This is a genomic window from Mycobacterium sp. NGS59 (genome assembly GCF_059812345.1).
Window position 1 is genome coordinate 29,496 of sequence record NZ_JCALCN010000002.1, and the last position, 13,158, is coordinate 42,653.

General features: G+C 67.6%; 13 protein-coding genes. 7 read left to right on the plus strand and 6 right to left on the minus strand.

Annotated elements, in window-relative coordinates; genetic code table 11:
- The first annotated feature begins 208 nt into the window (after window positions 1–208).
- Window positions 209–2,734 carry an ATP-dependent protease ATP-binding subunit ClpC gene (clpC1, locus tag AC5Y46_RS02670; protein ID WP_499943257.1) on the plus strand — a complete coding sequence of 842 codons (2,526 nt, stop codon included), beginning with the start codon at window positions 209–211 and terminating at the stop codon, window positions 2,732–2,734.
- A 77-nt stretch (window positions 2,735–2,811) separates the two neighbouring features.
- On the opposite strand, the gene AC5Y46_RS02675 is transcribed toward clpC1, so the two are convergent.
- The gene (locus AC5Y46_RS02675) at window positions 2,812–4,167 is read right to left on the minus strand and encodes a serine hydrolase (protein ID WP_499990001.1); all 1,356 of its coding nucleotides are present in this window, start codon (window positions 4,165–4,167) and stop codon (window positions 2,812–2,814) included.
- Entirely contained in the window at window positions 4,142–4,459 is a 318-nt protein-coding gene (gene mhuD / locus AC5Y46_RS02680; RefSeq protein ID WP_499943255.1) for a mycobilin-forming heme oxygenase MhuD, read from the minus strand. The genes AC5Y46_RS02675 and mhuD overlap by 26 nt, the downstream gene beginning before the upstream one ends.
- A gap of 23 nt (window positions 4,460–4,482) precedes the next feature.
- Here mhuD and AC5Y46_RS02685 point away from each other — a divergent pair, with 23 nt between their 5' ends.
- A complete protein-coding gene (locus AC5Y46_RS02685; RefSeq protein WP_499990003.1) occupies window positions 4,483–5,277 on the plus strand; it encodes an alpha/beta fold hydrolase in 795 nt (264 codons plus the stop codon).
- Here AC5Y46_RS02685 and AC5Y46_RS02690 read toward each other — a convergent pair.
- Window positions 5,231–6,142 (minus strand): iron-sulfur binding domain-containing protein, encoded by a 912-nt coding sequence (locus AC5Y46_RS02690; protein ID WP_499990005.1) that lies wholly within the window; start codon window positions 6,140–6,142, stop codon window positions 5,231–5,233. The genes AC5Y46_RS02685 and AC5Y46_RS02690 overlap by 47 nt on opposite strands.
- Between AC5Y46_RS02690 and AC5Y46_RS02695 the strand changes: the two genes are divergently transcribed.
- Entirely contained in the window at window positions 6,141–6,779 is a 639-nt protein-coding gene (locus tag AC5Y46_RS02695) for a carbonic anhydrase (RefSeq protein ID WP_499990006.1), read from the plus strand. The genes AC5Y46_RS02690 and AC5Y46_RS02695 overlap by 2 nt on opposite strands.
- Before the next feature lie 103 nt (window positions 6,780–6,882).
- Entirely contained in the window at window positions 6,883–7,680 is a 798-nt protein-coding gene (locus AC5Y46_RS02700) for a hypothetical protein (RefSeq protein ID WP_499943251.1), read from the plus strand.
- Between the two features lie 279 nt (window positions 7,681–7,959).
- On the opposite strand, the gene disA is transcribed toward AC5Y46_RS02700, so the two are convergent.
- The 3 genes from disA to AC5Y46_RS02715 are packed head-to-tail and all read right to left on the minus strand — an operon-like array spanning window position 7,960 to window position 11,088.
- A complete protein-coding gene (disA, locus tag AC5Y46_RS02705) occupies window positions 7,960–9,036 on the minus strand; it encodes a DNA integrity scanning diadenylate cyclase DisA (protein ID WP_499943250.1) in 1,077 nt (358 codons plus the stop codon).
- 30 nt (window positions 9,037–9,066) lie between these two features.
- Window positions 9,067–10,476: a DNA repair protein RadA gene (radA, locus tag AC5Y46_RS02710; RefSeq protein WP_499990007.1), complete on the minus strand. Its 1,410-nt coding sequence runs from the start codon at window positions 10,474–10,476 to the stop codon at window positions 9,067–9,069.
- 51 nt (window positions 10,477–10,527) lie between these two features.
- A complete protein-coding gene (locus AC5Y46_RS02715) occupies window positions 10,528–11,088 on the minus strand; it encodes a copper chaperone PCu(A)C domain-containing protein (protein WP_499990008.1) in 561 nt (186 codons plus the stop codon).
- Between the two features lie 331 nt (window positions 11,089–11,419).
- Here AC5Y46_RS02715 and carD point away from each other — a divergent pair, with 331 nt between their 5' ends.
- Genes carD through ispF form a run of 3 tightly spaced genes read left to right on the plus strand, consistent with a single transcriptional unit; the run spans window position 11,420 to window position 13,085 of the window.
- Window positions 11,420–11,908: an RNA polymerase-binding transcription factor CarD gene (gene carD / locus AC5Y46_RS02720; RefSeq protein WP_007166539.1), complete on the plus strand. Its 489-nt coding sequence runs from the start codon at window positions 11,420–11,422 to the stop codon at window positions 11,906–11,908.
- Window positions 11,909–11,937: 29 nt separating this feature from the next.
- The gene (gene ispD / locus AC5Y46_RS02725; RefSeq protein ID WP_499990009.1) at window positions 11,938–12,609 is read left to right on the plus strand and encodes a 2-C-methyl-D-erythritol 4-phosphate cytidylyltransferase; all 672 of its coding nucleotides are present in this window, start codon (window positions 11,938–11,940) and stop codon (window positions 12,607–12,609) included.
- Window positions 12,606–13,085 carry a 2-C-methyl-D-erythritol 2,4-cyclodiphosphate synthase gene (ispF, locus tag AC5Y46_RS02730; protein WP_499943246.1) on the plus strand — a complete coding sequence of 160 codons (480 nt, stop codon included), beginning with the start codon at window positions 12,606–12,608 and terminating at the stop codon, window positions 13,083–13,085. The genes ispD and ispF overlap by 4 nt, the downstream gene beginning before the upstream one ends.
- Window positions 13,086–13,158 lie beyond the last annotated feature (73 nt).

The following is a 13,158-nucleotide window of genomic DNA, read 5'->3' on the forward strand; positions in this document are numbered from 1 at the left end:
TGGCGGAAACGCATGGACGTCCTTTTGCGTTATCCCCTTTGTGCTTCGGTGTCGCTGCGTACCGCGAGGTTAGTACCGCGGCGGGCCGACCATTAGAGTGGACGGAAGGTACGCGACGTCGGCCCCTGTGCCGGCTGGGTCGAACGAAGACAGGGTGTCGTCGTTTCGAGACGGAGTACCGATGGTGAGGGAGAGCAGGTAATAACCGATGTTTGAACGTTTTACCGACCGTGCCCGCAGGGTCGTCGTTCTGGCTCAAGAAGAGGCCAGGATGCTCAACCACAACTACATCGGGACTGAACACATCCTGCTGGGTCTCATCCACGAAGGCGAAGGCGTCGCAGCCAAGTCACTGGAGTCCCTGGGCATCTCGCTGGAAGGCGTGCGCAGCCAGGTCGAGGAGATCATCGGCCAAGGCCAGCAGGCACCGTCCGGGCACATCCCGTTCACCCCGAGGGCCAAGAAGGTCCTCGAGCTGAGCCTGCGCGAGGCGTTGCAGCTGGGCCACAACTACATCGGCACCGAACACATCCTGCTGGGCCTGATCCGCGAGGGTGAGGGCGTGGCGGCGCAGGTGCTGGTCAAGCTCGGTGCCGAGCTGACCCGGGTGCGTCAGCAGGTGATCCAGTTGCTGAGCGGCTACCAGGGCAAGGAGGCCGCCGAAGCCGGCACCGGTGGTCGTGGCGGCGAGTCCGGCTCTCCGTCGACGTCGCTGGTCCTCGACCAGTTCGGCCGCAACCTGACCGCGGCCGCCATGGAAGGCAAGCTCGACCCGGTCATCGGCCGCGAGAAGGAAATCGAGCGGGTCATGCAGGTGCTGAGCCGCCGCACCAAGAACAACCCGGTGCTGATCGGCGAGCCCGGTGTCGGCAAGACCGCCGTCGTGGAGGGGCTGGCCCAGGCCATCGTGCACGGCGAAGTTCCGGAGACGCTCAAGGACAAGCAGCTCTACACCCTGGACCTGGGTTCGCTGGTCGCCGGTTCGCGCTACCGCGGTGACTTCGAGGAACGCCTGAAGAAGGTGCTCAAGGAGATCAACACCCGCGGCGACATCATCCTGTTCATCGACGAGTTGCACACGCTGGTCGGGGCGGGTGCTGCCGAGGGCGCAATCGACGCGGCCAGCATCCTCAAGCCCAAGCTGGCCCGCGGTGAGCTGCAGACCATCGGCGCCACGACGCTAGACGAGTACCGCAAGTACATCGAGAAGGACGCCGCCCTGGAGCGCCGCTTCCAGCCGGTGCAGGTCGGCGAGCCGACTGTGGCGCACACCATCGAGATCCTCAAGGGTCTGCGGGACCGCTACGAGGCGCACCACCGGGTGTCGATCAGCGACTCCGCGATCGTGGCTGCCGCCACCCTGGCGGACCGTTACATCAACGACCGGTTCCTGCCGGACAAGGCGATCGACCTGATCGACGAGGCGGGGGCGCGCATGCGGATCCGCCGGATGACCGCTCCGCCAGACCTGCGCGAGTTCGACGAGAAGATCGCCGAGGCGCGCCGGGAGAAGGAATCGGCGATCGACGCCCAGGACTTCGAGAAGGCCGCGAGCCTGCGGGACCGGGAGAAGCAACTGGTCGCGCAGCGGGCCGAGCGCGAAAAGCAGTGGCGCTCAGGCGACATGGACGTGGTCGCCGAGGTGGACGACAACGAGATCGCCGAGGTGCTGGGCAACTGGACCGGCATCCCGGTGTTCAAGCTCACCGAGGCCGAGACCACCCGGCTGCTGCGCATGGAGGACGAGATCCACAAGCGGATCATCGGCCAGGTCGACGCCGTCAAGGCTGTTTCGAAGGCGATCCGCCGTACCCGTGCCGGGCTGAAAGACCCCAAGCGCCCGTCGGGTTCGTTCATCTTCGCCGGCCCGTCCGGCGTCGGTAAGACCGAGCTGTCCAAGGCGCTGGCCAACTTCCTGTTCGGCGACGACGACGCGCTCATCCAGATCGACATGGGCGAGTTCCACGACCGCTTCACCGCGTCGCGGCTGTTCGGTGCCCCGCCCGGGTACGTCGGCTACGAGGAGGGCGGCCAGCTCACCGAGAAGGTGCGCCGCAAGCCGTTCAGCGTGGTGCTGTTCGACGAGATCGAGAAGGCCCACCAGGAGATCTACAACAGTCTGTTGCAGGTCCTCGAGGACGGCCGGCTCACCGACGGTCAGGGCCGCACGGTGGACTTCAAGAACACCGTGCTGATCTTCACCTCGAACCTGGGTACCTCGGATATCTCCAAGCCGGTGGGGCTGGGCTTCAGTCAGAGCGGTGGGGACAACAACTACGAGCGGATGAAGCAGAAGGTCAACGACGAGCTGAAGAAGCACTTCCGCCCGGAGTTCCTCAACCGCATCGACGACATCATCGTCTTCCACCAGTTGACTCGCGACGAGATCATCCAGATGGTCGACCTGATGATCGAGCGGGTCGGCAAGCAGCTCAAGACCAAGGACATGTCGATGGAGCTGACCGACAAGGCCAAGGCACTGCTGGCCAAGCGCGGCTTCGACCCGGTGCTGGGTGCGCGTCCGCTGCGGCGCACCATCCAGCGCGAGATCGAGGACCAGCTCTCGGAGAAGATCCTGTTCGAGGAGATCGGTCCGGGCCAGATCGTCACCGTCGACGTCGACAACTGGGACGGCGAAAGCGCCGGCGAGGACGCGAAGTTCACCTTCACCGGGACCCGCAAGCCGACCGAGCCGGACCTGGCCAAGGCCGGGGCGCACAGCGCGCCGGAGTAGCAGTTTCGCCGAGCAGACGCAAAAGCCCCCATTTCCTGCCGAAATGAGGGGCTTTTGCGTCTGCTCGTCGATCTATATCAGCGCGGTTCGATCAGCGCGAAGGCGCGCTTGGCGACCTGCAGCATCCAGCTGGTCACCGTCGGCCCGTGGTCGCGGGGCCAGTTCAACTGGAAGCTCACCACGAACGGTTGTCCGGTCTTGTCGACGGCATACCAGCTGAACGTCAAATCTCCCGGCAGCCCACCAGCTTTCGCGCCGATGTAGGGCCACACGTTGCGGTCCAGCTGGATGCCGGCCACGGCGGACAGGATCTGCCGCACGGGTGCGGCGGTGCCGACGGCGTCGGCCTGCAGCGCCACATGTACCCGGCAGATGTCCTCGGCGGTGCCGTACCATTCGGCGCCGTAGGCCGAGGCCGGAGTGTGGGCGCGAGTCGGATCCGGTTGGTAGGGAGTCGAATTCGCCTGCGTCAGCATTGCGGCGCGCTCCTGCTGGGACGCCTTCTTCCAACGCTCCCGGACATCGGGCTGGCCCCAGCCGACCGAGAACAGCTCGTACATGGTCGGAAACGGGGTCATGCTGGCCGGATCGTGGTGCCCGGCGGTGACCAGCGCCTCTTCGACGGCTTGCGTGCCCATCCGGCCGATCAGTAGATCGGTGGCCATGTTGTCACTGGTGGCGATCATCTTCTCGGCGGCGGTTCGCACCGAGACGTGATCGCCGGGTGCCAGCTCCAGGCCGGACGACCCGACGGCTTTGCTTTTCGTGGTCACCGTCAACTGGTCGTCCCAGGAGACGGTGCCGCGCTTGACGGCCACGGCGAGTGCGTGCAGGACGTACAACTTGAAAATGGAAGCCAACGGCAGCGATTCGCCGGTGTTGGCGCCCGCCACCCGGACGCACTGACCGTTGTCGATCTTCGCCACCTGGTAGGAGTAGCGGGCGCCGGTCTTGCTCAGCACCGCATCGATATCCGGCCATGCGGTGATCGGTGGGGGCGGTTGGGTCTCGAGGTCGAACCGGTCGACCCAGCCACCGTCGTCGGTGTGAATCCGGATGTCTTGTCGCGCACCGTAGGACGAGATCAGGTGCAGGGTGGCCACGCTGGCGCCGATGTCCACGCCGGCCAAGGTGAACGGCCGGTCCCACCAGAGTCCTTCCATGGTCGCTTCCACCGAGTCGACCTTTTCCGGCGCGGCCAGGGTGGCCACCCCGACCGGGCCGATCGGCCAGTCGGAATTGAGCATGTCCATGGTCTGCTGGGCACGCAGCCCGGGCGGGGTAGTGGTGTCGATGCGGTGCCCGGGGTTCGCCGCGTTCGCGGCGGGTGTCGGCGACGGAGCGCACCCAGGCGTCAACGTCACCACCAGCGCGGTCACGGCGCTCAGCGCCGCGACTCGGCGCCGACTACTGAGCCTGTACGTTCCCGGCAACGTCGAGCACGACCTCGAATTCCAGCAGCGAAGCACCGGTGGCCACCGGGTTCTTGTTCATTCCGGCGTGGGCTTGAATGGCAGGTCCGCTCGCCCACGCCTGGAACGCTTCATCGGACTCCCAGTGCGTCACCACGAAGTAGCGGTCCTCACCCTTGACCGGACGCAGCAGCTGGAAGCCGAGGAAACCGGGCGAGTTCTCCACCGCGTGGGCGCGGTGCGCGAACCGCTTCTCCAGCTCAGGGCCAGCGTCGGCGGGCACCTCGATTGCGTTGATCTTCACCACTGGCATGCCGTTAGGTTACCGTGCCACCCGTGCCCACCGATCTGCTGACCCACCGCGGCGGTCAGGGCAGACCGTTGGTCCTCGTGCACGGGCTGATGGGCCGGGGCACCACCTGGACGCGCCAGCTGCCGTGGCTCACCCGATTGGGCGCGGTGTACACCTACGACGCGCCGTGGCACCGGGGCCGGGACGTCGACGACCCCTATCCGATCAGCACCGAGCGGTTCGTGGCCGATCTCGGGGAGGCAGTCACCGGTCCGGGTGTGCCGGTGACGCTCGTCGGGCATTCGATGGGCGCACTGCATTCCTGGTGTCTGGCCGCCGAACATCCCGAGTTGGTCGACGCGCTGGTAGTCGAGGACATGGCCCCGGACTTCGTCGGGCGTACCACCGGCCCTTGGGAGCCGTGGCTGCACGCCCTGCCCGTCGAATTCCATTCTCCCGAACAGGTATTCGCCGAGTTCGGACCTGTTGCCGGACAGTACTTCCTGGAAGCCTTCGACCGTACCGAGACGGGTTGGCGGTTGCACGGTCACACCCAGCGGTGGATAGAGATCGCCGCGCAGTGGGGTCTGCGCGACTACTGGGCACAGTGGCGGGCCGTGCGTTCACCGGTACTGCTGATCGAGGCCGGCAACTCGGTGACACCGCCGGGGCAGATGCGCCAGATGCACGAATCAACCGTTGCGACAACATATCTGCATGTCCCTGGCGCCGGCCACCTTATTCACGACGACGCCCCGGAGGTTTACCGGCGTGCGGTCGAATCCTTCCTGACTACTCCTCGCCGGCCAGCGCGAACCGGCCGTCCGACGTCTGCGTGACCAGTCCGTCGGCGAGCAACGAGAACAGTGCCCGGTCCCGCTGGGCGGTGTCGGAAAGCCACGCCACGTCCAGCTCGGCCCGGGTCACCGGAGAGTCCTTGGCGCGCAACACATCCAGCAGCCGCCCCCGGACTTGGCGATCGGTCCCGGCATAGGTTTGAACGCGCTTGGCCGGGCCGGCGGCCGGCGGGTAGCCGGCACGTCGCCAGGCGCATTGCCCGAGCGGGCACATCCCGCACTTGGGCGCCCGGGCGGTGCACACCGTCGCGCCCAGCTCCATGATCGCCACCGAAAACGTCGGCGCCCGTTCGTCATCCGGCAACAGCTCGAGCACGTCGGCGTGGTCGCGGGTCGCCGATGGCGAACCCGCGTCGGCGCGGCCGTGGACAGCGCGGGCCACTACGCGGCGAACGTTGGTGTCCACCACCGGCACCCGCTGGCGATAGGCGAAGCAGGCCACCGCCCGCGCGGTGTAGCTGCCCACCCCCGGTAACGCCAGCAGCGTTTCGACGTCGTCGGGAACCACGTCGCCATGGTCACGGGCGATGACGACGGCGCACTCGTGCAGTCGCTTGGCCCGCCTCGGGTAACCCAATTTGCCCCACGCCCGCAGCACGTCGGCGGCGGTGGCGGCCGCGGTGGCCGAGGGGGTGGGCCAGCGCCGTACCCAGTCGGTCCAGATCGGCAGGACCCGGGCGACCGGCGTCTGCTGCAGCATGAATTCGCTGACCAGGATCTGCCAGGCGCTGACGCCGGGCTGCCGCCACGGCAGGTCGCGGCTGGAGCTGTCGTACCAGGCCAGCACATTTGTGACTGGTATGTGGGGCGAGACGGTCACGAGTCCTTCCGGCAGAATGTCTGGCATGCCGAACAGCAACCCCGTAAGCGCCTGGAAAGCACTCAAAGAGGGTAACGAGCGATTCGTCGCCGGGAAGCCCGAGCACCCCAGCCAAAGCATCGAGTACCGGGCCGGGCTGGCCACCGGCCAGAAGCCGACAGCGGTCATCTTCGGCTGTTCGGACAGCCGGGTCGCCGCCGAGTTGATCTTCGACCAGGGTCTCGGAGACGTGTTCGTAGTTCGCACGGCCGGGCAAGCCATCGACGCGGCAGTGCTGGGCTCCATCGAGTACGCGGTGGCGGTCCTGGAAGTGCCGCTGATCGTGATCCTCGGCCATGACAGCTGCGGTGCCGTCAAAGCCGCACTGAGCGCAGCCGACGACGGTGAGATCCAATCCGGTTTCGTGCGGGACCTGGTGGAGCGGGTCGTGACGACGGTGTTGTTGGGCCGCCGCGACGGACTGACCCGGGTCGACGAATTCGAGGAGCGACACGTACGCGAGACCGCGGCGCAGTTGATGGAGCGTTCGACGATCATCGCCAAGCGTGTGGCGGACGGCGTGTTGGGAATAGCCGGCGTCACCTACCGCCTGGCCGAAGGACGCGCGGAGCTGGTCCACACCGAGGGCGACATCGGAGCTGAGCCAGAAAGCAAGACCGCCTGACGGCAGTGCGGTGCGGCTACTAACACGGCCGTCGACCGGTTAACCGCGCGACACGCCGACGCGGGTCGGACGCGTCTGCGTGACCTGGCCCTACCGTGTAAATGTGCTGGATCTGGAACCGCGAGGCCCGCTACCCACCGAGATCTACTGGCGGCGCAGGGGACTTGCCCTGGGCATCGCGGTTGTCGCGATCGGGATAGCCGTCGCCATCGTCATCGCATTCGTCAGTAGTGACGCCGGAGCGAAGCCGGCCGACAAGGGCACCACGGCGCAAGGGAACCTGGGGTCGAACGCGCCTCAAGCGCCCGGCGCGCCACAGCCGGCCGGACAGACCGGGGCGCCCGCCCCGGGTGCGCCGCCGGGGACGGTGAACCCGGAGGCGCCGACGCCGACCGCCGCCGTGCAACCGCCGCCGGTTCTGAAGGAGGGCGACGACTGCCCGGATTCGACGCTGGCGGTCAAGGGGCTGACCAACTCGCCGCAGTACTACATCGGTGACCAGCCGAAGTTCACGATGGTCGTCACCAACATCGGTTTGGTGTCCTGCAAGCGCGATGTCGGCGCCGCGGTGCTCGCCGCCTACGTCTACTCGCTGGACAACAAGCGGCTGTGGTCCAACCTGGACTGCGCGCCGTCCAACGAGACGCTGGTAAAGACCTTCACCCCGGGTGAGCAGGTGACCACCGCGGTGACCTGGACCGGGATGGGGTCCGCGCCGAAGTGCCCGTTGCCGCGGCCGGCGATCGGACCGGGCACCTACAACCTGGTCGTGCAGCTGGGGAACCTGCGCTCGCAGCCGGTCCCGTTCGTACTGAACCAGCCGCCGCAGCCGCCCGGTCCGGCGCCCGCGCCGGGACCCGCTCAGGCGCCGATGCCGGAGGCCCCGCCGACGGGAGGCTGATCGCTGCCGCGTTCGGGTGAACTTGGGCGTTCAGCGGGACGCCTGGGCGTTGCGTGAAAGCTGGGCTTTGAGTGTGAAAACTGGGCCTTGCGGGTGAAGCCTTGGCGGGATTTCGCCGTTTTTCCCACCGTCGGCTCACTCCGAAAGCCGTCGCTTCACACGCAAAGCCAAGGATTCACACTCGAAGTAGTGGAGCAGCCAGAACGGTCCTACCCTGCCCGCGGGGAACCGTCTTCTGGGTGTTTCCGCCGCGATCGTCAAGACAGGCCGTGGCAGGGCTCAGTGATCGGCGATGGTCGACTCGGCCAGTTGCGAGAGCCCCTCGCGTACGTGCCGGGCCCACATCGCGCCGATGCCGTCGACGGATTGCAGGTCGTTGGCGCTGGCCGCCAGTAGCCCCTGCAGCGTTCCGAACGACCGGACCAGCAGGTCGACGTGGGCGAACTGCAGTCGGGGGATGCCGTCCATGGCGCGGTAGCCGCGCGGGCTCAGCGCCTGATCCTGGGCCTCGGCTGTCGTCGGATACCCGAAGACCTTGGCCAGTGCGGTGAGCTCGAGCAGGTCGGTGTCCGACAGCGCATCCAGCTCGGCAAGCGTGGCGGCGATCTGCGCCTCGGCCGGTGGCTCGGGGCTGGCGTGGTAGTCGCGCACGATCAGATCGCGGGCGGTGTCGTTGCCGCCCAGCAGTTCCTCGAGCTGCAGCCGCAACTGGCGCCCGTCGGTGCCCAGCTCAACGGCGTCGTTGTCGATGACCAGCCCGATGCGCCGGACCAGTTCGAGCCGCTGCACCACCGTCATCACGTCGCGCAGCGTCACGAAGTCTTCGATCTCGGCCCGGGACAGTTGCCGGCTGACCTCGTCGAGCCTGGTCTTGTACCGCTCCAGGGTCGCGATCGCCTGGTTGGCACGCGACAGGATGGTCGCCGAGTCGGTCAGCACGTGGCGCTCACCGCCGGCGTAGACGGTCACGATGTTCATCGAATGGCTGACCGAGATCACCGGGTAGCCGGTCTGGATCGCCGACCGTTCCGCCGAGCGGTGCCGGGTCCCCGACTCGTCGGTGGGGATCGAAGGGTCCGGGACCAGCTGCACGTTGGCCCGCACGATGCGGCTGCCGTCGGTGGACAGCACGACGGCGCCGTCCATCTTGGACAGTTCACGTAGCCGGGTCGGGGCGTAGCGCACGTCCAGTGAGAAGCCGCCGTCGCAGATGGCCTCGACGCTCTCGTCGTGACCGAGCACGATCAGGGCGCCGGTGCGGCCACGCAGGATGCGTTCCAGGCCGTCGCGCAGCCCGGTGCCGGGGGCCAGGCGGGCAACGGCCTCACGCAGGGTCGGACGAGTCACAGCGAGCATTCTGCTACGCCGGGCGGCTGGGCGGGACCCCTATCCGGTGCCGTCGAGTTGTTGGAGCGGCGGCGGCTCGAAGCTGTGATGGTCGGCGATGTCGACGATGTGGTGCAGCGCCTCGCGGATGGTGGCCGCGGTCAAGGCCCGCATTCCGGCCGGGACGGCGGCGCAGCCCGGCGGAATCAACGCGACGTTGAATCCCTGGCGGGCGGCTTCGGCCAGCCGCCGCTCCATGCCGTGCACCCGGCGCAGGTCACCCGCCAGGCCCACTTCGCCGATCATCACCGCGGTGGTGGGCAGCGGCAGGCCGGCCCACGCCGACGCCAGCGCGGTCGCGATCGCCAGGTCCGACGACGGTTCGGTCAACCGCATGCCGCCGACGGTGGACAGGTAGATCTCGACGGCGCCGAGTTTCAGCTTGCCGTGCTTCTCTAGCACGGCGGTGATCATCGCGGCCCGGGAATGGTCGATACCGCTGACGGCCCGGCGGGGCGAACCGCCGTTCGGCTCGGCCAGCAGGGCCTGGACTTCCCCGATCAGCGGGCGTTTTCCGTCCAGCGTCACCGTGATCGCGGTGCCGGGTACCGGTGTCGGCCGCTGGTCCAGGAACAGGTGTGACGGGTCGGCGACGCCTTCGATTCCGTTGTCGTGCAACAGGAAACAACCGACCTCGTCGGCGGCGCCGAACCGGTTCTTGATGCCGCGGACCATGCGCAGCGAACTGTTGCGGTCGCCCTCGAAATGCAGGACCACGTCGACCAGGTGCTCCAGCGAGCGCGGACCGGCGATCGCGCCGTCCTTGGTGACGTGCCCGACCAGGATCATCGGGACACCCTTGGTCTTGGCCACGGCGGTCAGCGCCGCCGTCACCGCACGCACCTGGGTCACCCCGCCGGCGACGCCGTCGGCTTCGCTGGTCGACATCGTCTGCACCGAGTCGACGATGACCAGCGCCGGCCGCACCGTTTCGACGTGCTGCAGAACCGTGTGCAGGTCGGATTCGGCGGCCAGATAGACCTCGTCACCGCCGCAGCCGATCCGATCCGCCCGCAGCCGCACCTGCCCGGCGGATTCCTCACCGGAGATGTACAGGGCGCGTTGCCCGCGCTGTGCCCACCGGTGGGCGACCTCGAGCAGCAGGGTGGACTTGCCCACCCCGGGCTCACCGGCCAGCAGCGTCACCGACCCGGCGACGACACCACCGCCCAGTACCCGGTCGAGTTCGTCGACCCCGGTCGATCGGTGCCGACTCGTGTCGGCCTCGACGGAACTGATCGGCACCGCCCGCGAGGACGGCGCCGGCGAGCGCCGGCCGGCACCGACCGCGGCCAGCACCGCGACTTCTTCAACCGTGCCCCAGCTACCGCAGTCCAGGCAGCGTCCCACCCATTTGGCGCTGACATGGCTGCATTCCGAGCAGCGGTATTGCGAACGTGCATTGGCCACGAACGTGACCGTATCTGCGGGGTCCGACAGATCCCTGGATCGACAGGCGGTTCAGGAGTGATGCGGAGCCGGCTGCTGCGACTGTTCCACACCGGCCGAGATCGGTACCTGCACGCTGCCCTCGCCGGCCTTCTCGAACTTGAAGGTGAACTTGTAGGTCAGCCCGTTGGTGATGGGCTTGGACAAGTTCACGGTCGCCTTCGCGGCGCCGGTGGATCCCGGCGGGCCGGGGGCCACCGACTGTCCGTCCGGGGTGCCGATGAACAGCATCCCGGAAGCCGGCACCTTCGCGTCCCCGGCCAGCGTCACCGAACCGATTTCGCTGGTGATGCTGGTGAGCCGGTCGCTCTTGTCCGGCGAATCGTTGACCGCCACCAGCACCAAGTCCACCGTGCGGCCTGGTTGCAGGAAGTCGCCGGTCTGAGTGGCCTGGATGCGGATGTCGCGCAGCGCCAGTTGGCCGATGGTGAGCCGGTTGCCGTTGACGGCGGGTTCCTGCGCCGCGGTCTGGGAGATCTGACCGGTGCCACAGCCACTGAGCACGGCGACAGCCATGCCGGCGGTCGCCAACGAGGCGGTTAGCTTGGGCAGGCGGATGTTCAACCGGTTCACTCAATGCCTCCTGCTCGGCGCACGGACTTCACGGACTTGGTTTTCAACTATGGACAGTAGTAGCAAGGCACCGCGGGCGGTAGCGGGGACCGGGGATGTCGCAGGGCGGACAGCCCCGCCGAATTCCGTCGAACCCAACAAGGTACCCTCAGAGGGCGGATTCGGACCCGTGCCCAGGGGGCCGAATGCGTCACCGAAGATAATCCCCCTGCACGTCTGAGCCCGCCTGTCAACCCCTAATCTGCGCGTGGCGTGCCTCTGACCTGCACCGTTGTTCCACACGCGCCGGGCCCGCGTGTTAGACTTAACTAACGAAAGGGGCTCGAATCAGATGATCTTCAAGGTCGGTGACACCGTTGTCTACCCACATCACGGTGCTGCGTTAGTCGAGGCGATCGAAACTCGAACCATCAAAGGGGAGCAAAAAGAGTATCTCGTCTTGAAAGTTGCGCAGGGTGACCTGACCGTTCGAGTGCCCGCTGACAACGCCGAGTACGTCGGCGTCCGCGATGTCGTAGGCCAGGAAGGCCTCGACAAGGTTTTCCAGGTGCTGCGCGCACCGCACACCGAAGAGCCGACCAACTGGTCGCGTCGGTACAAGGCCAACCTGGAGAAGCTGGCTTCCGGCGACGTGAACAAGGTCGCCGAGGTAGTGCGCGACTTGTGGCGGCGCGACCAGGAGCGCGGCCTGTCCGCCGGCGAGAAGCGGATGCTGGCCAAGGCCCGGCAGATCCTGGTCGGCGAGTTGGCGCTGGCCGAGAGCACGGATGACGCCAAGGCCGAAACCATCTTGGACGAGGTTCTGGCGGCAGCTTCCTGAACGCCTCCTGAACCGCCCGGGGCTCGTAAATGGGCGCGGGAAACGTAGCTGCGATCGTCCCGGCCGCGGGGTCGGGGCAACGGCTGGCCGCGGGTGTGGCCAAAGCGTTCTATCAACTCGAAGGGCAGTCGCTGGTCGAGCGGGCCGTCGAGGGTCTGCGGGCATCGGGTGTCATCGACACCGTCGTCGTGGCGGTGCCGCCTGACCGCACCGACGAGGCGAAGCTGATCCTGGGCCACCTCGCCACCATCGTCGCCGGCGGGCCGACCCGCGCCGAATCCGTGCAGTTAGCGCTGTCGGCGATCGCGGAGTCGACGGAGTACGTGCTGGTGCACGACGCCGCTCGCCCGCTCACACCCCCCGCGCTGATCGTGCGGGTCGTCGAGGCGTTGCGGGCAGGCCACAGCGCCGTCGTGCCCGGACTGCCGCTGTCCGACACCATCAAGGCGGTCGATGCCAACGGGGTGGTTCTGGGCACGCCGGAGCGGGCGGGTCTGCGCGCAGTGCAGACACCGCAGGGATTCTCGACCGAGTTGTTGACGCGCGCCTACCGTCGCGCCGACACCGGCGGGTTCACCGACGACGCATCCCTGGTGGAGCACGTCGGCGGACAGATCCAGGTGGTCGACGGTGACCCGCTGGCATTCAAGATCACCACCCAGTTGGATCTGTTGCTGGCCAAGTCGATAGCCCGCCAGTGATCCAGTCGCCGCGCGTCGGGTTGGGTGTCGACGTGCACCCCATCGAACCCGGCCGTCCTTGCTGGCTGGTGGGCCTGTTGTTCCCCGGTGCCGACGGCTGCGCCGGACACTCCGACGGCGACGTCGCGGTGCACGCGCTGTGTGACGCCGTACTCTCCGCAGCCGGACTGGGTGACATCGGCGGTGTGTTCGGGGTCGACGAGCCACGCTGGCAGGGCGTCAGCGGCGCCGACATGCTTCGGCACGTGATCGAACTGCTCACCGAGGACGGCTACCGGGTGGGCAACGCGGCCGTCCAGGTGATCGGGAATCGGCCGAAGATCGGCGGGCGGCGCTCCGAGGCTCAGGCGGTGCTGTCGAGGTTGCTCAACGCCCCGGTGTCGGTGGCCGCCACCACCACCGACGGGCTCGGGCTCACCGGGCGGGGTGAGGGCTTGGCCGCCATTGCCACGGCGATGGTCCTTCCGCTGCGCTGACCCCGCGCTGGTGAGCCACGCTGGCGTGACGTTCGGCGCTGACGGTCGCTCTGGCGTGACGCTCGCGCCGGGC